General features: G+C 66.2%; 17 protein-coding genes. 10 read left to right on the forward strand and 7 right to left on the reverse strand.

The genetic code is table 11. From position 1 onward, the window contains the following. Window positions 1–141: 141 nt before the first annotated feature. The 6 genes from tyrS to BLR77_RS25485 all read left to right on the forward strand — a co-directional run bounded on the left by tyrS (window position 142) and on the right by BLR77_RS25485 (window position 8,177). Entirely contained in the window at window positions 142–1,386 is a 1,245-nt protein-coding gene (tyrS, locus tag BLR77_RS16605; protein WP_074679712.1) for a tyrosine--tRNA ligase, read from the forward strand. 78 nt (window positions 1,387–1,464) lie between these two features. Continuing rightward, a complete protein-coding gene (locus BLR77_RS16610) occupies window positions 1,465–2,925 on the forward strand; it encodes a sigma-54 interaction domain-containing protein (RefSeq protein WP_074679714.1) in 1,461 nt (486 codons plus the stop codon). Window positions 2,926–3,366: 441 nt separating this feature from the next. Further along, the gene (locus BLR77_RS16615) at window positions 3,367–4,752 is read left to right on the forward strand and encodes a GntP family permease (RefSeq protein WP_074679716.1); all 1,386 of its coding nucleotides are present in this window, start codon (window positions 3,367–3,369) and stop codon (window positions 4,750–4,752) included. A 144-nt stretch (window positions 4,753–4,896) separates the two neighbouring features. Further along, window positions 4,897–6,456, forward strand: a complete 1,560-nt coding sequence (locus BLR77_RS16620) for an acyl CoA:acetate/3-ketoacid CoA transferase (RefSeq protein ID WP_074679718.1) — start codon at window positions 4,897–4,899, stop codon at window positions 6,454–6,456. A gap of 127 nt (window positions 6,457–6,583) precedes the next feature. Next, entirely contained in the window at window positions 6,584–7,915 is a 1,332-nt protein-coding gene (locus BLR77_RS16625) for a hypothetical protein (protein WP_074679720.1), read from the forward strand. 121 nt (window positions 7,916–8,036) lie between these two features. Continuing rightward, a complete protein-coding gene (locus BLR77_RS25485) occupies window positions 8,037–8,177 on the forward strand; it encodes a hypothetical protein (protein WP_156085550.1) in 141 nt (46 codons plus the stop codon). Here BLR77_RS25485 and BLR77_RS16630 read toward each other — a convergent pair. After that, entirely contained in the window at window positions 8,174–9,007 is an 834-nt protein-coding gene (locus BLR77_RS16630; protein WP_074679722.1) for an AraC family transcriptional regulator, read from the reverse strand. The two genes, BLR77_RS25485 and BLR77_RS16630, sit on opposite strands and share 4 nt — an antisense overlap. A gap of 179 nt (window positions 9,008–9,186) precedes the next feature. On the opposite strand from BLR77_RS16630, the gene BLR77_RS16635 reads away from it, so the two are divergent. The 4 genes from BLR77_RS16635 to BLR77_RS16650 all read left to right on the forward strand — a co-directional run bounded on the left by BLR77_RS16635 (window position 9,187) and on the right by BLR77_RS16650 (window position 12,110). Continuing rightward, entirely contained in the window at window positions 9,187–9,744 is a 558-nt protein-coding gene (locus tag BLR77_RS16635) for an NADPH-dependent FMN reductase (RefSeq protein WP_074679724.1), read from the forward strand. A 132-nt stretch (window positions 9,745–9,876) separates the two neighbouring features. Beyond that, a complete protein-coding gene (locus BLR77_RS16640; protein WP_074679726.1) occupies window positions 9,877–10,494 on the forward strand; it encodes a hypothetical protein in 618 nt (205 codons plus the stop codon). 159 nt (window positions 10,495–10,653) lie between these two features. Further along, window positions 10,654–11,235 (forward strand): TetR/AcrR family transcriptional regulator, encoded by a 582-nt coding sequence (locus BLR77_RS16645; protein ID WP_074679728.1) that lies wholly within the window; start codon window positions 10,654–10,656, stop codon window positions 11,233–11,235. Next, a complete protein-coding gene (locus BLR77_RS16650) occupies window positions 11,232–12,110 on the forward strand; it encodes an alpha/beta hydrolase family protein (protein ID WP_074679730.1) in 879 nt (292 codons plus the stop codon). The genes BLR77_RS16645 and BLR77_RS16650 overlap by 4 nt, the downstream gene beginning before the upstream one ends. Window positions 12,111–12,278: 168 nt before the next feature. On the opposite strand, the gene BLR77_RS16655 is transcribed toward BLR77_RS16650, so the two are convergent. The 6 genes from BLR77_RS16655 to BLR77_RS16680 form a co-directional block, all read right to left on the reverse strand. Continuing rightward, a complete protein-coding gene (locus BLR77_RS16655) occupies window positions 12,279–14,234 on the reverse strand; it encodes a PhoX family protein (protein WP_074679732.1) in 1,956 nt (651 codons plus the stop codon). 160 nt (window positions 14,235–14,394) lie between these two features. Next, complete coding sequence (locus BLR77_RS16660; RefSeq protein ID WP_083366081.1) at window positions 14,395–15,192, reverse strand: energy transducer TonB; 798 nt, start codon at window positions 15,190–15,192, stop codon at window positions 14,395–14,397. Further along, window positions 15,189–15,638, reverse strand: coding sequence for a protein TolR (gene tolR, locus BLR77_RS16665; RefSeq protein WP_074679733.1), 450 nt, complete (start codon window positions 15,636–15,638; stop codon window positions 15,189–15,191). Before tolR ends, BLR77_RS16660 begins: the two co-directional genes overlap by 4 nt. 10 nt (window positions 15,639–15,648) lie before the next feature. Further along, window positions 15,649–16,359 carry a protein TolQ gene (gene tolQ / locus BLR77_RS16670; RefSeq protein ID WP_074679735.1) on the reverse strand — a complete coding sequence of 237 codons (711 nt, stop codon included), beginning with the start codon at window positions 16,357–16,359 and terminating at the stop codon, window positions 15,649–15,651. Between the two features lie 140 nt (window positions 16,360–16,499). Further along, window positions 16,500–18,461, reverse strand: a complete 1,962-nt coding sequence (locus BLR77_RS16675) for a phytase (RefSeq protein WP_074679737.1) — start codon at window positions 18,459–18,461, stop codon at window positions 16,500–16,502. Between the two features lie 61 nt (window positions 18,462–18,522). Beyond that, window positions 18,523–21,033 carry a TonB-dependent receptor gene (locus BLR77_RS16680; protein WP_074679739.1) on the reverse strand — a complete coding sequence of 837 codons (2,511 nt, stop codon included), beginning with the start codon at window positions 21,031–21,033 and terminating at the stop codon, window positions 18,523–18,525. Window positions 21,034–21,177 lie beyond the last annotated feature (144 nt).

Below are 21,177 nucleotides of genomic sequence, written 5' to 3' on the forward strand. Positions count from 1 at the left end.
ATCGCCGCGTTCTATTACCGCCTGCCTCCTTTCACCAGGTGGTAGCTGCCTCGTTGCATGCCCGATCCGCCTGAGGCGGCTCGGTCGATCACACCCTCATTCCAGTCTCCTCAGGCTATTCATCAAGCCCAGGAGACCTTCATGTCCATATCTTCCCCCGACCTGCTCGAGCACCTCAGTGCGCGCGGCTTCCTCCACCAGTGCACCGATCTCGACGGCCTGCGCCAGGCGCTCGCACAGGGCCCGCTGACCTTCTACCTCGGCTTCGACGCTACCGCCGACAGCCTTCACGTCGGCCACCTGCAGGCGCTGATGCTGATGCGCCACCTGCAACGCGCCGGGCATCGACCGCTCCTGCTGATCGGTGGCGCCACCACGCGCATTGGCGACCCGAGCTTTCGCGACAGCAGCCGGCCGGTGCTGAGCGAGGCGCAGATTCAGCACAACATCGCCGGCATCAGCGCGTGCTTCGCCCGCTACATTCGCCTCGGCGACGGCCCCAGCGATGGCCAGGTGGTGAACAACGCCGACTGGCTGGATGGCATCGGCTACCTGCAGTTTCTCGATCAGGTCGGCCGACACTTTTCCATCAACCGCCTGCTGACCTTCGACGCCGTGCGCAACCGCCTGGACCGCGAGCATTCGCTGAGTTTCCAGGAGTTCGGCTACACCCTGCTGCAGGCCCACGACTTCACCGAACTGGCGCGCCGCCACGGCTGCACCCTGCAACTGGGCGGCGCCGACCAGTGGGCGAACATCATCAACGGCGTGGAGCTGGGTCGGCGCCAAGGCTGCGCGCCACTGTTCGGCCTGACCATGCCGCTGCTGACCACCCGCGACGGGCGCAAGATGGGCAAGTCGGCCGCGGGCGCGGTGTGGCTCAACGGCGACAAGCTCTCGCCCTACGATTTCTGGCAGTTCTGGCGTAACTGCGACGACGCCGATGTCGGTCGTTTTCTCGCCCTGTTCAGCGAACTGCCGCTGGACGAAGTGGCGCGCTTGAGCGCGCTCGAAGGCGCCGAGCTGAACCAGGCGAAAATTGCCCTGGCCAATGCCGCCACCGCCCTGGCCCACGGTGAGCACGCCGCCCAGGCTGCCGAGGCGACAGCGGCCGAACTGTTCGCCGGCAGCAGCGCCGCTGCCGCAGTACCGGCGCTGTACCTCGCCCGTGAGCGCCTGGATGGCAGCCTGAGCCTGCTGCAACTGCTGCTGGAACAGGGCCTGCAGCCCTCCGCCAGCGCGGTGCGCCGTCTGGCAGCCGGTGGTGGCCTGCGCCTGAACGGCGCAACGCTGCGCGAGGCCGAGCTGCCGCTCACCCCGCAACACCTGGGTGCGCGCATCAGTCTGGGCAAGAAGCGCCATTACCAGCTGCAAGCCGACGATTGAGCGACGCCCGCTGCGCGCCTTGCCCCAGGCGCGCAGCGCCACCCATAATCGCCGGCACCCGATTTTGGACAGTTACCCATGGCCATCTCCCGCGACGACCTCGACCAGCACGGCCTGATCATCGGCGTGTCGCCCGAGCGTTTTCGCGCGGTGGCCATGCCGCTGCTGTTCGATCACCTTGATGCCCAGTGCGAGGGCACCATCGCGGTCAACCGCCAGGCGCGCATCGTCTGGATCAACGACAAGTACGCGCAGAAGGTGGGCATCGCCGACGCGCGCACGGCGCTGGGCAAGGAGATCGAGGAAGTGCTGCCGGCCAGCCGCCTGCGCGAGGTGGTGGAAAGCGGCCAGCCGAGCATGCTCGATCTGATGGCCTTCGGTGACGAGCACTTCGTGGTCACCCGCATCCCGCTGCGCGACGAGGACGGCACCCTGGTCGGCGCCCTGGGCTTCGTCCTGTTCGACCGCGCCCGCCACCTCAAACCGCTGATGGCCAAGTACAACAACCTGCAGAGCCAGTTGCTCGCCACCCAGCACGAGCTGGCCAAGGCGCGCCGTGCGCGCTACACCATTGCCGGCTTCATCGGCGCCAGCAGCGCTGCCAGCGAGGTCAAGCGCCAGGCCCGCCGCGCCGCGCAGCTCGATGCCACGGTGCTGCTGCGAGGTGAAACCGGCACCGGCAAGGAACTGCTGGCCCAGGGCATCCACAACCTGTCGCCACGGGCCAACGGCCCCTTCGTCGCGGTCAACGTCGCCGCCATTCCGGAAACCCTGGTCGAGGCCGAGCTGTTCGGCACCGCGCCGGGCGCCTTTACCGGCGCCGACCGCAAGGCCCGCATCGGCAAGTTCGAAGTGGCCAACGGCGGCACGCTGTTTCTCGACGAGATCGGCGACCTGCCGCTGCCCCTGCAGGCCAAGCTGCTGCGTGTATTGCAGGAGCAGGAGGTGGAGCCGCTCGGCTCCAATCAGGTCAAGCCGCTCAACGTGCGGGTGATCGCCGCCACCCATATCGATCTGGAAGCCAAGGTGGCGGCCGGGCAGTTTCGCGACGACCTCTACTACCGCCTCAACGTGCTGGCCCTGCGCGTGCCGCCGCTGCGCGAACGCGTCGGCGACATTCCCGCGCTGATCGAACATCTGCTCGATGACCTGGCCAACCGCTCCGGCCTGGCGCCCATGGAGCTGAGCGACGATGCCCTCGCCCTGCTCTGCGCCCAGCCGTGGCGCGGCAACGTGCGTGAGCTGCGCAACCTGCTGGAGCGGGCACAGCTCGCCATCGATGGGCGCCTGGATGCTGAGACATTGCGCAGTCTGCTGGTCGATCCGGTGACGCCGAGCGAGCAGGCGCCCGTTGTGCCAGCGGCAATCAGCACGACGCAAACCCTGGCCGAACAGCTGGCACAGGCCGAGCGCCAGGCGTTGCTGGCGGCACTGGCTGCAACCGATGGCAATCGCCAATTGGCCGCCGAACGCCTGGGCATTTCCCGCGCCGGTTTCTACGCCAAGCTGGCGCAGCATGGGCTGGGGCGCCGCGGCTGAGCTCCTCACCTTGTAGGAGCCGGCTTGCCGGCGATCCCTCAGTGTTCGCCTCCCGATCTGATCGCGAGCAAGCTCGCTCCTACAAAAAACCTTTGCCTCCAGATTTCGTAGCCCGGATGAAATCCGGGGATCAGCCCCTCCCACAGCCCCGGATTGCATCCGGGCTACGAATCCAGATTTCTGGAATCGCCCTATTCGAGAAATCCATAAATCTGGAATAAATCCAGAATAATGGACATCCACCCATCTCTCTCCTGCGTTCCCGTATTCGGCACGAAAGCCTGAAATCCCCTGCCCACAAGCCTTCCGGCCCCATCGACGAAAGTCTCACCCCACCCTGGCACGACTCTGGCTCTATATCCGGCAAAGGTGCACCGCCGTATCCGCGCCTTCTCGATAAACGGCCTCGAGCCGCTAGAACAACAACAAAAGGAACCACCCATGGGTACCCTCGGTATTCTGATCTCCCTCGCCTTGTTGATGTACCTCGCCTATCGCGGCATCAACGTGTTGATCCTCGCTCCGCTACTGGCCCTGCTGGCGTTGCTGTTCGCCGGCGACGTCGGCCTGCTGCTGCCCACCTACACCCAGGTGTTCATGAAGGCTATGGGCGGCTACGTGATCCAGTTCTTCCCGCTGTTCCTGCTTGGCGCCCTGTTCGGCAAGTTGATGGACGACTCGGGATCAGCGCGCGCCATCGCCCACGGCATCGTCGCCAAAGTGGGCAGTGAGCGCGCGATCCTGGCCATCGTGCTGGCCTGCGGCATCCTCACCTACGGCGGTGTGTCGCTGTTCGTGGTGGCCTTCGCCGTGTACCCGATCGGCGCCGCACTGTTTCGCGAAGCGGGCATTCCCAAGCGCCTGATCCCCGGCGCCATCGCCCTCGGCTCGTTCACCTTCACCATGACCGCGCTGCCCGGCACGCCGGCGATCCAGAACGCCATTCCCAACCCCTTCTTCGGCACCGACGCCTTTGCAGCACCGGGCCTGGGGGTGATCGCCGGGCTGATCATGTTCGGTCTCGGCACCTGGTGGCTCACCGCGCAGTCGCGCAAGCTGATGGCTGCCGGCGAAGGCTACGGCGAACACCGCGATGACCCGGTCGCAGAAGACAAGGGCAGCATTCCCGGCTTCTGGCTGGCGCTGCTGCCGATCTTCGTGGTGATCGCGCTGAACTTCCTGATGGCCAAGCAGATTCTGCCGGCGGTCGACACCAGCTACCTGGCCAAGCCGGAATACGGCGGCCTGCAGGACGCCAAATCGCTGATCGGCATCTGGTCGATCATCGTCGCTCTCAGCGTCGCCATCGTGCTGCTGATCGCCATGCACTGGAAGCGCTGGATGGACCTGAAGAAGAGCGTCAACGACGGCGCCTTCGGCTCCATGCTGCCGATCCTCAACACCGCCGCCGAAGTGGGTTACGGCACGGTGATCGCCTCGCTGGCCGGCTTCGTGATCATTCGCGACCTGGTGCTGGGCGTCTCCAGCAACCCGCTGATCTCCGAGGCGGTGGCGGTGAACATTCTCGCCGGCATCACCGGTTCGGCCTCCGGCGGCATGTCCATCGCACTGAAGACCCTCGGCGAGCAGTACCTGACCATGGCCACCGCTGCCGGCATCAGCCCCGAGCTGCTGCACCGCGTCGCCGCCATGGCCTCGGGCTGCATGGACACCCTGCCGCACAACGGCGCGGTGATCTCGCTGCTGGCGATCTGCAAGCTCACCCACCGCGAGTCGTACAAGTTCATCTTCGTCAACACCGTGGCCTTCCCCATGGTGGCCCTGGCCGTGGTGATTACCCTGGGCACGATGTTTGGCAGTTTCTAAGCCATAAGCCTCTAGGAGCCCTCCAGACGCTGCACTGTCGCTCAGCAAAAGGTGTAGGAGCCAGCTTGCTGGCGATGCTTTTGAACCGCATGGATCGCCGGCAAGCCGGCTCCTACATGACCCCTTCGTCACGAGTACCCGTTAATGAGCAAGATCATGACCGCCGCTGAAGCCGTGGCGCGCATTCCGGACAACGCCAACCTGGCCACTGGCGGCTTCGTCGGTATCGGTTTCGCCGAGCAGATCGCCATCGCCCTGGAGCAGCGTTTTCTCGCTGAACAGGCGCCGCGCGATCTGACCCTGGTGTATGCCGCCGGGCAAGGCGACGGCAAGGGCCGCGGCCTCAATCATCTGGCCCACGAAGGCCTGGTGCGCCGGGTGATCGGCGGTCACTGGGGCTTGGTGCCGGGGCTGCAGAAGCTGGCGGTGGATAACCGCATCGAGGCCTACAACCTGCCACAGGGGGTGATTTCCCAGCTGTTTCGCGATATCGCCGCCGGCAAGCCGGGGCAGTTGTCGCGTGTCGGCCTGGGCACCTACGTCGACCCGCGCCACGGCGGCGGCAAGCTCAATGCGCGCACCACCGTCGAGCTGGTGCGGCTGATGCCCATCGACGGCGAGGATTACCTGTTCTACCCGACCTTCCCGATCAACGTCGGCATCGTCCGCGCCACCAGCAGCGACGCCGATGGCAATCTCAGCTTCGAGCGCGAGGCGCTGACCATCGAGAGCCTGGCCATCGCCATGGCCGCGCGTAATTCTGGCGGCCTGGTGATCGCTCAGGTCGAGCGCATCGTCGAGCGCGGCTCGCTGAACGCCCGCGAGGTGAAGATCCCCGGCATCCTCGTGGATTGCGTGGTGCAGGCCGAGCCGGCCAATCACCAGCAGACCTTCGCCACCGCCTACAACCCGGCCTTCGCCGCCGAAACCCGTGTACCGGTCGACAGCCTGGCGCCAATGACGTTGGATGTGCGCAAGCTGATCGCCCGCCGCGCCGCGCTGGAGCTCAAGGGCGGCGCGGTGGTCAACCTCGGCATCGGCATGCCCGAAGGCGTCGCCGCAGTAGCTGCAGAAGAAGGCGTGATCGAGCGCCTGACCCTGACCGCCGAGCCCGGGGTGATCGGCGGCGTGCCGGCATCCGGCCTGGACTTCGGCGCGGCGAGCAACCACAGCGCCCTGCTCGATCAGCCCTACCAGTTCGACTTCTACGATGGCGGCGGCCTGGATATCGCCTTCCTCGGCCTGGCCCAGGCCGATGCGGCGGGCAACCTCAACGTGTCCAAGTTCGGCAGTCGGCTGGCGGGGGCTGGCGGTTTCATCAACATCAGCCAGAACGCCAAGCAGGTGGTGTTCGTCGGCACCTTCAGCGCCGGCAAGCAGGACATCCGCATCGAAGACGGCCAGCTGCGCATCGTGCAGGACGGCGAGCTGCGCAAGTTCGTCGGCGAGGTGGAACACCGCACCTTCGCCGGACGCCTGGCCGCCGAGCGTGGCCAGCCGGTGCTCTATGTCACCGAACGCTGCGTGCTGCGCCTGACCAAAGAAGGGCTGGAGCTGATCGAGGTGGCGCCGGGGGTGGATATCCAGCGCGACATCCTCGAACGCATGGATTTCGCCCCCATCGTGCGCGAGCCGAAGCTGATGGATGCACGGCTGTTCAGGCCCGAGTCCATCGGCCTGGCGCAAAGCCTGGACACTCTTTGAGCGTGAACTCACGGGCCTGAACGGGCCCGTTTTTTTTGCTCAGGCTCACGCCGCCCGAGCGTGACGGTTGCGTGCGCAGTTCGAGGCTGGCATGGTGCGCCTCTCTCATGAACAAGGATCGTTAGCAATGAGCATGCCCGTCCCCGCTCCGCTGGTTTTCTGCTCCAGCCCCTTCGATGGTGACCTCCCTTTCCAGGCCTGGGCCGATCTGTCTCTGGAAATCGATGGCCAGCCCGAACACGACGAGAATCTTCTCAACCTCGCAGGCTTTCTGGTGCGCCAGGCGCTGGTCGACCAGCAGCCTGAGCGCCTCAAGCAGGCAAGCGATGTCGAGTCGGCGCTCTATGGTTTGCGCGCTCACGTGCAGCTGTATTCGGGCGGCTGTTTCAATTTCGCCGAGGCGCTCACCGAGGAGGATCAACCGTCGCCCGAGGTGGAGGTGATCCCCGGGATATCCATCGGCAATCTGCTGTTGCTCGCAAAGGGCGCCGCCCGTGCCGGAATCGAAGCGCTGCATCGTCACCTGAAACCCGTCGACGCGCTGGCCAACGCCTTGCAGCAGGCCCAGGAATCCGACCTGTCGCAACCGGCCCAGCACGTCTGCGCCCTGCTGCCAGGCATGACCATCACCCTGACTCCGCCCTTCGCCGATAGCCAGACCCTGATCTACCCAAGCCGACTGGACACCTATCAGCAGCAGCTCAAGCTCGAAGAATTGGCCGGCCTGCCACAACAGCGCTGTGAAATCCTGCTCGGCGACCAGTTGCTGGATGACACGCAGCCGGCATACGGCATCGCTTACGACATCCTGTCCATGATGCTTCGCCTGCTGCGGCAACGCGCGCTCGAGAGCGGGCAACCCGATCTATCCGCACGCCAGCAGGAATGGCAGCGCGTACGCCTGGTGATCGGCAGCGGGCTGCACTACAGCGCGCAGTTCATGCTCAACCCCGAGACCTATCAGCCGGCCTTCGGCAACGCGGTGCGTGGCCTGAAACTGGCAGGCACGCAGAGCATTATGCTGCCGGACCATCTCGACCTGCCGGCTCTGGAACAGGTATGGGAGGCGCTGGCACACGAAGACATGCTCGTCGAATGGCAGAGGGTGCAAGCGAGCAAGGACGTGGCAGACCGCTCGCTGATGCTCAACCTGGAAGTGGCCTGCAAACTGGAGGTGCTCGCCATCGATGCAGACGAGCAACTGCAGGTGCTGGTAAGCTACCGCGACAGCGAATTCATCTCAGAGCCCGCCGCACAGCAGGCAGCGGCGTCCGTGCCGGAGGCCGAGCAAACACCGGCACAGGTACCCGCACTGGCGGCCGACGCAGCAAAGGTCGAACAGCAGGCGATGCGCCCGCATGACGACCTGACAGCTCCCCGCAAGTCGGGCAGTTACGGCCCTCTGCTGCTGGCCGCCGTGATCGTTGCAACGCTGACAGTGATCCTGCTCAGAGGTTGAATGCCGCACAGCCAGCCACGGGCTCGCTCCGGGCTGGCTTTGCCGTCGCCAGGCAAACAACCTGAACCATCCCCCGCCCCCTCCGTCGTAACTGCAAGACGACGAGCCAGGGAGACGGAGCATGAACCCCCGATTCAAACCCTATCGCGGCCCCTCAGGTGGCTGGGGCTCGGCCTACTCGGTAGGCAGTATCCTGCTGCGTGAGCGCGCCCCGCTGACCGGCGCCCTCGCCCTGCTCAAGCAGAACCGGAGCCGAGGCTAGTCTTGCAGCGGAAGCCAGATTTCAACCTTGCCGGTTCCCGCCATGGGGTCAAAGTCTGCGCTGTAACGCTCAAATTCCGGCGCTGCTGCAGCTTGCACCCCTGCGCTGGGCAACCAGCGCTGAAAGATGGCATTGAACGTTTCATGGATGCTGGAGATGTGCCCCTGATGCAGAAATACCGCATAACGCCGTGCTGCCAGGCGTTGCAGGGTCAGGCCAGCCGGCACCTCGGAGGCATGGCTCACCAACACCCCGGCAATATATTCAAAACTACCATCCTCTCCTGGATTGCAGCACACGCCGAACGTCTCGCCCCCCTGCTGCCTTGGAATGCGGCCGATATAGGGTTCGAAACGCTGCCATAGCCCCGCAATACCTTGGGCTGTCTCGGTGGTAAAACGCTCACCTAGCCCGACGATCAGCAGCTCTTCGCCATCGACGAAACGTGGTTCCGACAATGCATAACTAGTAGTGGCGTGCATGCGCAGGGCCTCCCGCAGTTCTATTCCACTCAGGTCACCGTTCGCGCGCAGTGCCTCGGGGGTTGTCCCGAAGTGCTCGCGGAACGCTCGCGTAAATGCCTCATGGGAGCCGTAACCAACCGCCAGAGCGACATCGAGAATATCCGGCGCGCCTTTTGCCAGCCGATGGGCTGCGCGGCTCAAGCGGCGCGCCTTGACGTAGCGCATCACCGACCACCCCGTGGCGCCGGCAAACACCCGCGACAGGGTAAAGCGCGACAGTCCACTGACACTGGCGAGTCGCTCCAGATCAAGCGCGGTGTCGAGTTCAGTTTCGATCAGCCAAAGAGCTTTGCTAACGGGATCCATTACCGCTCCTCAAAAGACACGCCCGCAGTATCCAGCACAGAATTGCAGCGCGCTTGATCGTTCTTGCACGACCAATTCGCTAGCAAGCGAGTGGCCCAGGCGAATCCACGAAACGACCGTCCGACACAAACCACGGTCTATAGTTGCTCAGTCTCTCGCCCCCACCGCAAGGAGTTACCATGAGCAATACCTACACCGTCGCCGTGCTGGTCGGCAGCCTGCGCAAGGCCTCGATCAACCGCAAGCTGGCACTGGCCCTGGCCGAACTGGCCGCGCCTACGCTGAAGCTGGAGATCGTCGAAATCGGCGAGCTGCCGCTGTACAACGAAGACATCGATGTCGAGCCAGTGCCGCCCGCCTACAGCACCTTTCGCGCCAAGCTCAAGAGCGCCGATGCGCTGCTGTTCGTCACCCCGGAGTACAACCGCTCGATGCCGGCGCCGATGAAAAATGCCATCGACGTGGGCTCGCGCCCCTATGGACAGAGTGCCTTCAGCGGCAAGCCCGGCGCCGTGCTCAGCGCCTCACCGGGCGCTGCTGGCGGCTTCGGTGCCAACCACCACCTGCGCCAGTGCATGGTGTTTCTCGACGTGCATATGATGCAGCAGCCGGAAGCCTACCTCGGCGGCGCCGGCAGTTTCTTCGACGACAACGGCAAGCTGAGCGACGGCATCAAACCCTTCCTGCAGAAATTCATCGACGCCTACGCGGCGTGGGTGGCCAAAAACGCAGGCTGAGCCAACAATGGTGACTGCTCGGGGCCTGGGAACAACAGAGGCCCCGAGCGGCATCGATGCCTGGGCGCTCAAGCACAGCCAATGCCGAAAGCCCGTCAGGCGAGCTCATCTCACCGACCCGAACGACACGATATGGAAATCCGCTTCAGCCTCACCGCCGCAGACCTTCAGACGCTGGCCGACGAAACCGTCGATGCGCGCGTCAAGAACAATGACCAACACTTCGATTGGCAGCAGCGCCATACGCCCGCGCTGATCCTCAGCCTGGCCCTGGCTTGCGCGGCGCTGTCGCCCTGGATGCTGTATGGCCGCTACAGCGCGGAAAGCATCATTGCCCTGCTGTTGGCGATGCCGCTGCTGTTCGTGCTCGGGCGACGCTACACCCCTCGCCTTGCCGCTCTCGGACAAGCGCGCAATGCCCACATCCGCCAGCGCAGCAGCGACGCGCTGGGCATCAGCCTGCACAAGCAACTGCAAAGCAGCCGCGACCAGCTAATCGGCGTTCATGTCTGGCAGATAACCCCTCAGGCGCTGCGAATGACGTCACCGAGCGGGCAACAGGTAGAGATCAGCTGGAACACCATCGCCTGCGTAACCCAAACCGCCAGCTTCTATCGCTTGGCCAGCACCTCGCAACGGCTCATGGGCCTTGCCTATGTGCTTCCCAGGCAGAGCCGAGAAATGGAAGCGCCGCTCTACGAGCAAGGGCTTGCTGAGCTTCTGCAGCATTGCCAGCGCAACCCCAACTAGGTTCTGTACGAAAAGTCGTCGAGCGAAGGTCAGGCAATACCGATGGCGGCCCGGCGACAACCTGCCGTGGCACGAAGTGCATCCTGCCTGCCGATATGCCCTCATCTGCGGCTTGAATGACACTGGCAACTAGACCGACCGGTCTACATAATCCAGGCCATGACCAAGACCACTCGCGACAAACTGATCGACGCCATGATCGATGCCCTGCAGCGCAAAGGCCTGCATGGCGTCGGCCTGAGCGAACTGCTAGCCGGGGCCGGTGCGCCCAAGGGCAGCCTTTATCACCACTTCCCGAACGGCAAGACCGAGTTGGCGGTGGCCGCCATCGAACGTGTCGGCCAGCGTGCCGAGCAGGCTTTCGCCGCGCTCTTCGAGCGTCAGTCCGATCCGCTCGATGCGCTGAGCACCTGGCTGCAGGGCGCGCTCGGCCAGTTGCAGGAAAGCGCCTTCGAACGCGGTTGCCCGCTGGCCACCGTCGCCCTGGAAAGCGGCCCGGAAGACCAGGAAATTCGTGCGGCCCTGGCCAATGCCTTCGTCGCCATTCGCCAGGCGCTGCAGCAGCAGTTGCAACGCCATGCTTATCCACAGCCCGAGGGGCTGGCTGCCCTGTTCGTCGCGCTCTACGAAGGCGGCCTGCTGCAGGCGCGCGTCGCCGGCAGCAGCGAGCCGCTGAAACAGGCCGTCACCACCCTGCTCCACCTGACCCGCCAGCACCGCACGGAGTCCACGTCAGCATGAACGCCCCCATTCGCCGCGAAACCCTGCCCCTGCTCGCCCTCGACGACTACCAGCTGGCCGCCACGCGCTATCACGCCGAGCGACCTAAAGCGCAGCTGCTGATTGCCGGCGCCACCGGGGTGCCGCAAGGCTTCTATCGGCGCTTCGCCGAACATGCCGCCAGCCGCGGTTTCAACACCATGACCCTGGACTACCGTGGCATCGGCCAATCCAAACCAGACAACCTGCGCGGCTTCGAGATGGACTACCTGGACTGGGCGCACCTCGACCTGGCCGCAGCAGTGGACCAGCACCGCCATGCCGAGCGTCCGCTGTTCATGATCGGCCATTCGTTCGGCGGCCACGCCTTCGGGCTGCTGCCCAACCATGATCAGGTCGCCGGCTTCTACACCTTCGGCACCGGCGCTGGCTGGCATGGCTGGATGCCCAGGGCCGAGCAGGTGCGGGTGCTGGCCATGTGGCGGCTGATCGGTCCGCTGATGACGCGCTACAAGGGCTATCTGGCCTGGAGCAAGCTGGGCATGGGCGAGGACCTGCCCCTGGGCGTATACCGCCAGTGGAAGCGCTGGTGCCGCTTTCCGCGCTATTTCTTCGACGATCCGCAGATGCCGGGGCTGGCCGAGCGCTTCGCCCAGGTGAACACACCGATGGTGGCGCTCAATACCCTGGACGATCTGTGGGCACCGCCCGCCTCGCGCGACGCCTTCATGGCCGCCTATGTCAACGCGCCCTACCAGGCCCGCACGCTCGATTCGCACGCCGAGGGCCTGGGCAATATCGGCCATATGGGCTACTTCCGCCCCGCCGCCCAGCGCCTGTGGGACGAGACGCTGGACTGGTTCGAGCGGCTGCACGCCGAGCGCCGCGCGGCCTGACCTCGTAGGGTGCGCTGCGCGCACCGGGTATGGCGCATGGAGCATTGGTGCGCACGGCGGAGCCCTGACGCCTAGACATTTGCGTAGGGTGCGCTGTGCGCACCAGCCAAGACGGGCACAGGCATTGGTGCGCGCGGCGCACCCTACGGAGAGAGTGCGTCGCAGAGATCAGCTGCCGATCACCCCGCCGTCGATGCGGGTCACCAGCACGGTGGTCGAGCGCGGGCGGCTGCGGCCATCGCTGGCCGGGTAGCTGATGATCGGGTGCTGGATATTGGCCCACATCGCCTTGCCATCCGTGCTCCAGGCCAGGCCGGTGATCTCGCAGCCGCGTGGGCCGACCATGAAGCGGCGCACCTCGCGGGTGGCGGGGTCGGCGCAGAGCATCATGTTGCAGCCCATGCCCTGCATCGGCGCCTCCTCGTCGTCATAGTCGGTCTGGATCCACAGCCGGCCGGCGGCGTCGAAGGCCAGACCGTCCGGCGAGGAGAAGATGTCACCGTCGATGGTGCCGGTGAGGTTGGCCGGCACCGGCTCGCCGCCAGCAGTCCGCGCCCCCCTGGCCTCGCCGGCGAGGAGAAACAGTTCCCAGGTGAAGACGGTGGCGGTCGGGTCGGCGCCCTGCTCGTTGAAGCGCAGGATCTGCCCGTGCAGGTTGTGCGGACGCGGGTTGGCGGCGTCTGTGGGCTGCTTGTCGCCACGGCCGTCGTTGTTGGTCAGGGCGACATAGACCTCGCGGGTGCCGGGGTGCACCGTGGCCCACTCGGGGCGATCCATCGGTGTGGCGCCGGCGCGGTCGGCGGCGGCGCGGGCGTTGAGCAGCACCTCGGCCTGGCTGGCGAAGCCGTGCTCGGCGCTCAGGCCGTTCTGCCCGTGCACCAGGGCCAGCCACTGGCCGCTGCCGTCGGCATCGAACCGCGCCGCGTACAGCGTGCCGTCGTCCAGCAGATCACGGTTGGCGCGTGGATTGGCGGCGTCGAAACGCCCGCTCGGGACGAACTTGTAGACGTACTCGCCGCGTGCGTCGTCGCCCGAATAGAAGGCCATGCGCCCGTCCTCGCCGAGCGCCAGCGCCGCACATTCGCGGCTGAAGCGGCCAAAGGCGGTGCGCTTGATCGGCTGCGCGCCGGGGTCGAAGGGGTCGATCTCCACCACCCAGCCGAAACGGTGCGGCTCGTTGACGTGGCCGCCGTGGGGCTGGTCGGCATAGGGGGTGGCGTCGAAGCGCGCGTCGGCGGTTTCCCAGGCGTAGTTCTTGCTGGTGCCCTCGGTGGCCAGGCCGTAGCGCTTGTGCGACACACGACGCTGGTAATCCTGTTGGTCGCGGTTGATGAAGTAGTTGTGCCAGTTCTCCTCGCAGGTGAGGAAGGTGCCCCAGGGCGTGACGCCAGTGGCGCAGTTGTTCAGGGTGCCGAGCACCGTCAGGCCTTCGGGGTCGCTGGCGGTCTTCATCATCTCCAGCCCGGCCAGCGGTCCGGCCAGGCGCATCGGCGTGAACATGCTAATGCGCCGGTTGTACGGCGAATCCATCACTCTGTGCCATTGCCCGTCCGAACCTTTCTTCACCTCGATAACCGAGACGCCATGGGCGGCCTGCTCCTTGCGCACCTCGTCCAGCGGCCGTGGTCGCGACTGGTCGATCACCCCGGACGGATGCAGCGGCGGGTTGACGTATTCGTGGTTCATCACCAGCAGGCCGCGATCCTCTTCGCCCTCGAAGGCGAAGAAGTTCATGCCGTCATGGTTGTCGCCCGCCTGCTTGAGCTGGGCCTGCCAGTCATCGCTGGCGTCCGGGCTCCAGGCCGGCGCGCCGGGCTCCACCGCATCGCCCCAGGAGAAGAACGGCACGGCGCGGTAGCCCGGCGGCACCAGTACCTGGTCGAACTGCGCGTCGAACTGCAGCGGCACGCTGGTGAAATTCAGCAGCGGGCTGGCCGACGCCTTGCTGCAGGCGGCCAGGCCGCCACCGAAGAAGCCCAGGGCGGCCAGGCCGAGGCCGCCCTTGAGCAGGTTGCGCCGGCTCGGGTCGATCAATGTGGTCAGTGGCGGATTGCTGCTGGGGTTGATCGACTGGTCGTCGTGGGCTTCGAGACGTTGGTGAAAGTCCTGCGGATCGTGCTTCATCGGGCTTCTCTGAACTGGCTGGTTTTCCCGGATGGCATCCGGGCCGGGGCTACGCGGTTAAACGCCCCCTCTCCCTAACCCTCTCCCCAGAGGGGCGAGGGGACTGATGCTGTGCGCGGCGGCCGGCTGCGTATGGGCCAGATTCCGCTGCGCTGCGTGGTCATTCGATGCGGTAGGTAAAGGTGTTCCTCACGCTCTCCACCGCCACGGCGCGGCCGTCGATCACCCTTGGCTGGTAGCGAAAGCTCTTCGCCGCGTTCAGCGAGGGGCGGACGAACAGTGGATGACAGTCGGGCTCGGCCTCGGGGTTCTCCACCCGGCCCTGCTCGTTGACCCGGTAGCGCACCGTGCACTGGCCTTCGAGGCCCTTGTCCAGGGCGCGTTGCGGATAGGTCGGTGCCTGCTTGGCGATGGGCAGGAACTCGCGGCTGGCGGCGGCCGCTTCGGCCTGGCGCGCACGTTCGGCAGCTGCGGCAGCCGCCTGCTGACGCTCGGCCTGTTCACGCTGCTCGGCCAGGCGCTGCTGCTCCAGTTGCTCGCGCACCTCGGCCTCGCGGCGCTGGCGCTCCTGCTCGCGCCGCTGCGTCTCACGCTGGCGTTGCTGCTCCTGTTCAAGGCGCTGTTGCTCGGCGCGCTTGCGCGCCAGGGCGGCCTGCTCCAGGCGTTGCCGTTCGATGGCCGGATCGGGCTGCGCCGGCTCTACCGGCTGCGGCAGTTCGGGGATCGCCGCGGGCGGTTCTGGCACAACCGGTGGAGCCAGCGTCAGCAGTTGCAACTGCACCGTGCTGACCAGCGGCGCCGGTGGCTCGCCAACCTGCCAATGCGTCAGCAGCAACGCGCCCAGCCCCAGGTGCAGGGCGAGGGTCGCGCCCAGGGCAGTGCAGCGCCTGCGCCAGTGCAACGAAGGCAAGGCCAGCGGTCGAGAGTCCTGCACGGCGGGCATGGCCAGGCTGCTCATTGCGGGGCCTCGGTGACCAGCCCCAGGCTGCTCACCCCGCCCCGCTGCAAGGCGGCGATGCCAGCCACCACGCTGGCGTAGTCGGCAGCCTGGTCGGCGCGGATATACACCTGGGTGTCGCCACGCTCGGCCACCAGTTGCGCCACCCGCGCGCTCATCACCGCCAGGTCCACCGCCTGCTCGCTGGCGTCACCCAGCTCGGTGTCCAGTTCGCTGCCGAGGTTCCAGTAGTAGCTGCCGTCGGCCTGCACCGACAGGGTGAGGATGCGCTGCTGGTTATCACTGGGCAGCGCCTCGGCGGCGACCTTCGGCAACTCGATCTGTACCCCCTGGGTGAGCATGGGCGCGGTGACCATGAAGATCACCAGCAGCACCAGCATCACGTCGATGTAGGGCACCACGTTCATCTCGGCCTTGGGGCCGTGCTTGCTCTGTGGCCTGCGCATGGCGTTCCCCTCAGGCCGCTGCGGCGATGCGGCCGCTGCCGGCGTGCAGCGTGCGCTGCAGACGCCCCTGCAACTCGTTGCCGAAGCCGTAGTAACGCGCGCCGAGGCTGGCCACGCGGGCGGAGAAGCGGTTGTAGGCGATCACCGCAGGAATCGCCGCGAACAGGCCGATGGCGGTGGCGATCAACGCCTCGGCAATGCCCGGGGCGACGGTGGAGAGCGTCGCCTGCTGCACCTGGGACAGGCCGATAAAGGAATTCATGATGCCCCAGACCGTGCCGAACAGGCCGACGTAGGGGCTCACCGAACCGACGGTGGCGAGCAGCGGCAGGCCCTTTTCCAGACGCTCTTCCTGTTCGGCGATGGCCACCAGCAGGCTGCGCTCGACGCTCTCGACCACCGCGTCGCTGGCGATGCCCGGCTCGCGCTGCAGGTGTTGGTACTCGCGGTAACCGGCCTGAAACAGCTGCTGCAGGCCGGCATCCTGATCCGCCTCGGCGCCGCACTCGCGCTGCAACTGGGCCAGGTCGGCGGTGCTGCGAAAGCGCTGCAGAAAGTCCCGCGCCTCACGCTCGCTGCGGCGCAGCACGGCGCTGCGCTGAACGATCAGGTACCAGCTGGCCAGCGACGCCAGCACCAGGCTGAGCATCACCGCCTGCACCAGCAGGCTGGCCTCGCTGACCAGACTCCAGACGGTCATCTGTTCGAGAGAACTGTGCATCTTCGACTCCTTGTTTGCTGCGCCCGCCATGGGTGGCGTGCGCCATCTCTATTGCGGTTACCGGCGAAATTGCCCCGCTGCCGTGGGAGGGGCTTTAGCCGCGCGCTTTTCGCCCCTCGACTACCGCCCCTAATGCGTCGCTATTCCAGGCCCAGGGCCTCGGCCACTGCGCTCCAGGGCAGGTACTTGTAGTTCTGCCGGCCTTCGGGCATGCGCTTGCGGCCGTCCTGCACCACCAGCATCCCCTGACTCCAGGGGCCGCCGAGGTTGGCCGAGGTCACTTCCAGGCCGTCGGTCTCCGACACGCCGTCGATGCCGAGCGCGGCATCCAGGCCGATGCGGAAGGCACCGCGCACGGCGTAGGGCGCCTGGCCGTCGAGCACCACGTAGCTGTCGTTGCCCTGGCTGGAGATCACCAGGTAGTCGCGCTGCGCGCCCTGGTAGAAGGCCAGGCCCTCGATATCGTCGTGCACCACCTCGCCGACGCCGATCACCTGCTGCAGCTCGGCCGGTGCCTCGGCGCGGGCGTCCAGCACCCACACCGCGACGTCCTCCTCGCCGACAAACAGGCGCTGGTTATGGTCATCGGCGACGCAGCCTTCCGGCTGGCTGGCGACCTTGAACTGGCGCGCCAGCGTGGCCTGCACACGGCCGCTACTGCCGTCCAGGCGGTACTGCACGAAGGTGCCGTCCTTGTCGTTGGCAATGGCGTGGATGGCGCCATCGGGTTCCTGGAACAGGCACAGGCCGTAGATATCGGTCAGCTCGGTCGGCGCCTGACCGAGGTCGCTGAGCTCGCCGCTGGCGCGGTCGATGGCGAAGAAGTGCAGGCTGTTGTGGTCGCGGTTGCTGGCCACGGCCAGGTCCACCGTGGCACTGCCGAGGCGAAAGCCCGGGCGCAGGTCGACGTTGTTGACGCGGCCGACGCGCAGGTCCTGCAGTTGCTTGCCCTGCAGGTCGTAGACCAGCAGACCGCCCTGCTTGTCGGTGCCCAGCACGCGACTGCGGCTCGGCTCCTGCGGATGCAGCCAGATCGCCGGGTCGTCGGCGGCGTCGCCCAGGCTCGGCACCTCGTCGGTCTGTATCAGCGATGTCAGCACCGGCAGCGGCTTGATTGCCGTCGGCGGCTCGGGCAGCCAGTCGAGCTGGGCGCGATACAGGCCTTGCTCATCGCCGATCAGCAGCTCCAGACCACCCTCGATCATCCGCGCGCTGAGGCGCTCCGGCTCGTCCAGCCCTGCCAGCGACAGCGGCGTCTCGGCGCGCCAGCCTTTACCCTGGCGGCTGTAGCGGTGCAGCACAGCGGCCTCGGGATCGAGGGCGAGCACGCCGCCCGGCACCACCGTCATACCGGCCACAGCCTCGGCAATATCGCCGAATGGTTGGCGCAGGCCCACCGGCTGGCGGATCAGGTCGGCCTCGGCATGGGCGGCGTAGGCCCACAGGCCAACATTCTCCTCGTTGACGTAGAGCAGCTCGGCAGCGTCATCCACGCGGCAGTGCTCACTGGCCGGCGGCAGGCTCAGGCGCCGTACCAGGCGTGGCTCGGCCAGCGGCTGCAGGGCCTGGGCCACCAGCCACTGCTCGCCAATGCCCTCTTCGCCGACCAGAAACAGGAACTGATTGTCGGCCGCGTCGCGCGACAGGCACAGGCCGTCCACCTTGAAGCTGGCGCGCGGCAGATACACCGGCTCACCCCAGCGTCGCTCGGCACCGTGCAGCGCCACCAGCATGGGCTGCTGGCGGTCGATATCGACGCTGGCCAGCAGCAGGCCCTCGGCATCGCTGCGCTGATCCAGGGCGCCGAAGCGACCGGGCAGATGCGCCAGCTTGGCGCCCTGCTCGTCCAGCAGGTAGAGGCCCTGCGTCTCGCTGCTGAGCAGGTAGCGTGCGCCCGGCCAGAACGAGTTATCGGTCAGCAGTTGCAGATCTTCGACGGCAATCTCGCTGGCCGGCTGCCAGGCCTGTGGCGCCAGCGGCGCAGTCTCGACTGCCGCGGGCTGGGCCTGGGCAGTCGGCGCCTGTGGCTCACAACCAGCGAGGGTCAGGACACTGGTGAGCAGGCCGAGGGCCAGGGGAGTGGGAGAAAAGACACGGTTCATAACGGGGCGATCCTTGTACACGATCGCCCTGCCCTCCCCACGGGAGCGCAGGGCACGGGGCTTAGAAGTGGGTGAAGGTCAGGCCGAGCTTGTAGGTCGGGCCGTACTCCTCGTACTGGGCGTTGTAGCGACGGTTGCCGGTGTAGGCGTAGTAGGACTCGTCGGTGAGGTTCTGTGCCTCGAACTTCAGTTGCAGGTTGTCGCTGAGGAAGTAACCGGCGCTGAAGTCGACGAACAGTTGGTCATCGGCGTAGATGTCGTGGGCCTTGTCGTCCACCGCCGCTACCTCGGCCAGGTACCTGGATTTGTAGTTGGCCGCCAGGCGCAGGCTGAGCTTGTCGTTCTCCCAGCCCAGGGTTAGGTTGCCGACCTGGTCGGACTGGTTCGGCAGATCGATGCTGCGCTTGCTGCCCTGGCCCTCGATGCGTGCATCGGAACGGCTGAAGGTGGCGTTGGCGCCCAGCAGCAGGCCATTCCAGGGTGCCGGCAGCCAGTCGAATTTCTGCGAGTAGGCCAGCTCGATGCCGTACAGCTTGGCGCTGGCGCCGTTGGCGAAGGTGTTGGCCTCGCTGAAATCGGCCCAAGCGCCGCTGCCGGCCAGGTCCGTGGCGTAGACGAAGTTGTCGATGTCCTTGTAGAAGGCGAAAGCCGAGACCACCCCGGCGCGGCCCAGGTAGCGCTCGATGCCGAGGTCGAAGTTGCTCGACTCCAGCGGCTTGAGATCGGGGTTGCCGAAGCTGGCCTCGTCGCCGTCGATGACGAAGCCCGGCGCCAGTTGACCGAAGGTCGGGCGCACCACCGAGTTGGTCCAGGCGGCGCGGATCTGCGTGTTGGCATCGAGCTGGTAGCGTGCGTGCAGGCCCGGCAGCCAGTGGTCGTAGCGCTTGCGGCTGCTGATCGACTCGTAGGCGTCGTCGCGCAGACCGGAGCCCTTGGCCTCGAACTCGGTGCCCTCGTAGCGCATCCCGGCGATAAAACGCCAGTCGTCGATGTCGACGCTGTTCATCAGGTAGGCGGCGTTGATGTCCTCGCGCATCGTGAAGTCGTTGATGCGCGACTCTTCCTCGTCATAGAAGTCGGCCTTGTTCAGCCCGGCGAGCAGGCGCTCGATGGCCTTGGCGCTGATGCCCGGGCCGAAGCGGCCGAGGCCGTAGTCGACCTCGCCCTTGCTGAACTGACCGAGATTGAGCTGCTCGTCCGTCAGGCCGAAGTCGCCCAGGTCTTCGTAGACCCAGGCCTCCAGGTCATTGTCCTTCTTGCGCCGACTGAGCTTGCCGCCGAATTTGGCTTGGGCCGCGAAACCACTGAGGTCGTAGTCACGGGCCAGGTCGAGCTTGATGTTCTTTTCGGTGTCGGTGGTCTTCTGCTTCTCCCACTCCACCTCGTCGAGGGTGAAGTTGGCCGGGTCGTAGAAGGCCGAGCCGACGTTCAGCTTCGGCTTGCGCGTGCCGCCGAAGCCGACATCGGCAAAGTCGTCGTTGCCTTCGAAGGTGGCGCCGGCGATGCCTTCCGGGGTCTTCTCGCTGGCCTTGCTGTAGCCGAGCTGGCCACTGACCGTCCACAGGCCCAGGCTGCGCTCGCCGCCGAACACATAGGACTGGATCTGCTGGGTTTCTTCGCGGCTTTTCAGCTCACGCCAGCCTTCGGCTTCGCCGGTCTCACCGGGCAGTTGGGCATCTGCAAACTCGACGCCGGCGGCGTTGCGCGTTTCCGTGTCCTTGTAGCGGCTGTAGAGGGTGCGCAGGTAGTAGCTGGACGCGTCGTCCGGCTTGTAGTCGAAGTTCAGACCGAAGCCGGTGCGCTCACGGCGGATGTCGTAGGCGCGCTGTTCCAGCTCTTCGAGCCGGGCACCGTCGCTGAAATCCCAGGCGCCGCCGGTTTCCACGTTGTCCGAGCCGAAATCGCGTTTTTGCCAGCTCAGCGCCGCGGCCACACCGAAGTTGTCGATGCCGTCACCGAGGCTGAAGCGCTCGCTGATCGCGCCGGAGAATTTCGGGCTGGTCTGGCTGCTGTTGTCGTCGTAGCTGGCCTCGCCGCTGAGGGTGTAGAACAGGCCGTCGTGGTCGAAGGCCGAGAGGCTCTCGACCTGCACGGTACCGCCGAGGGAGTTGGCGTCCATGTCCGGGGTCAAGGTCTTGACCACTGACAGCGACTGCACCAGCTCGGACGGCAGCACGTCAAGGGCCACCGCGCGGCGGTCGCTCTCCGGCGACGGCACCAGGGTGCCGTTGATGGTCACGGCGTTGAGATCCGGGCCGATGCCGCGCACGCTGACGAAGCGGCCTTCGCCCTGGTCGCGCTCCACCGACAGGCCAGGAATGCGCTGCAGCGCCTCGGCGGCGTTGTCGTCCGGCAACTGGCCGATGCCGTCGGCGTGCACCACGCTGGTGACGCTGTCGGAGCGGCGCTGATCCTGCAGCGCCTTGTCGATACTCACCGCCTGGCCGACCACCTCGACGTGCTCGAGAAGCACCGGCTCCTCGGCCAGGACAACGGTGCTGGCGGCGATGGCCAGCGCCAGGGTGCTGATACGAAAGCCCGCATGGCGGGTGCTGCTGTGACCTAGGCGCATGGCCTGCTCTCCCCAAGAGTGAAATCCACCGGCACGGGGCCGGCTCGCTGGAGGCGCAAGCTAGGTGGGGCGAGTGACGCTTCTGTGACAGCCCTGGAGCGAACACCGCGAATACACGGGTTTTAGCGGCACTATCGGCGACAT

Source organism: Ectopseudomonas alcaliphila (assembly GCF_900101755.1).
GTDB classification, from domain to species: domain Bacteria; phylum Pseudomonadota; class Gammaproteobacteria; order Pseudomonadales; family Pseudomonadaceae; genus Aquipseudomonas; species Aquipseudomonas alcaliphila.

What these genes read in the sequence shown, in the direction of transcription:
- tyrS (WP_074679712.1), top strand. Translation starts at nt 142, where the DNA reads ATGTCCATATCTTCCCCCGACCTGCTCGAGCACCTCAGTGCGCGCGGC.
- BLR77_RS25485 (WP_156085550.1), top strand. Translation starts at nt 8,037, where the DNA reads ATGAACCCCCGATTCAAACCCTATCGCGGCCCCTCAGGTGGCTGGGGC.
- BLR77_RS16635 (WP_074679724.1), top strand. Translation starts at nt 9,187, where the DNA reads ATGAGCAATACCTACACCGTCGCCGTGCTGGTCGGCAGCCTGCGCAAG.
- tolQ (WP_074679735.1), bottom strand. Translation starts at nt 16,359, where the DNA reads ATGCACAGTTCTCTCGAACAGATGACCGTCTGGAGTCTGGTCAGCGAG.
- BLR77_RS16640 (WP_074679726.1), top strand. Translation starts at nt 9,877, where the DNA reads ATGGAAATCCGCTTCAGCCTCACCGCCGCAGACCTTCAGACGCTGGCC.
- BLR77_RS16660 (WP_083366081.1), bottom strand. Translation starts at nt 15,192, where the DNA reads ATGAGCAGCCTGGCCATGCCCGCCGTGCAGGACTCTCGACCGCTGGCC.
- BLR77_RS16675 (WP_074679737.1), bottom strand. Translation starts at nt 18,461, where the DNA reads ATGAACCGTGTCTTTTCTCCCACTCCCCTGGCCCTCGGCCTGCTCACC.
- BLR77_RS16680 (WP_074679739.1), bottom strand. Translation starts at nt 21,033, where the DNA reads ATGCGCCTAGGTCACAGCAGCACCCGCCATGCGGGCTTTCGTATCAGC.
- BLR77_RS16645 (WP_074679728.1), top strand. Translation starts at nt 10,654, where the DNA reads ATGACCAAGACCACTCGCGACAAACTGATCGACGCCATGATCGATGCC.
- BLR77_RS16655 (WP_074679732.1), bottom strand. Translation starts at nt 14,234, where the DNA reads ATGAAGCACGATCCGCAGGACTTTCACCAACGTCTCGAAGCCCACGAC.
- BLR77_RS16610 (WP_074679714.1), top strand. Translation starts at nt 1,465, where the DNA reads ATGGCCATCTCCCGCGACGACCTCGACCAGCACGGCCTGATCATCGGC.
- BLR77_RS16615 (WP_074679716.1), top strand. Translation starts at nt 3,367, where the DNA reads ATGGGTACCCTCGGTATTCTGATCTCCCTCGCCTTGTTGATGTACCTC.
- tolR (WP_074679733.1), bottom strand. Translation starts at nt 15,638, where the DNA reads ATGCGCAGGCCACAGAGCAAGCACGGCCCCAAGGCCGAGATGAACGTG.
- BLR77_RS16620 (WP_074679718.1), top strand. Translation starts at nt 4,897, where the DNA reads ATGAGCAAGATCATGACCGCCGCTGAAGCCGTGGCGCGCATTCCGGAC.
- BLR77_RS16630 (WP_074679722.1), bottom strand. Translation starts at nt 9,007, where the DNA reads ATGGATCCCGTTAGCAAAGCTCTTTGGCTGATCGAAACTGAACTCGAC.
- BLR77_RS16625 (WP_074679720.1), top strand. Translation starts at nt 6,584, where the DNA reads ATGAGCATGCCCGTCCCCGCTCCGCTGGTTTTCTGCTCCAGCCCCTTC.
- BLR77_RS16650 (WP_074679730.1), top strand. Translation starts at nt 11,232, where the DNA reads ATGAACGCCCCCATTCGCCGCGAAACCCTGCCCCTGCTCGCCCTCGAC.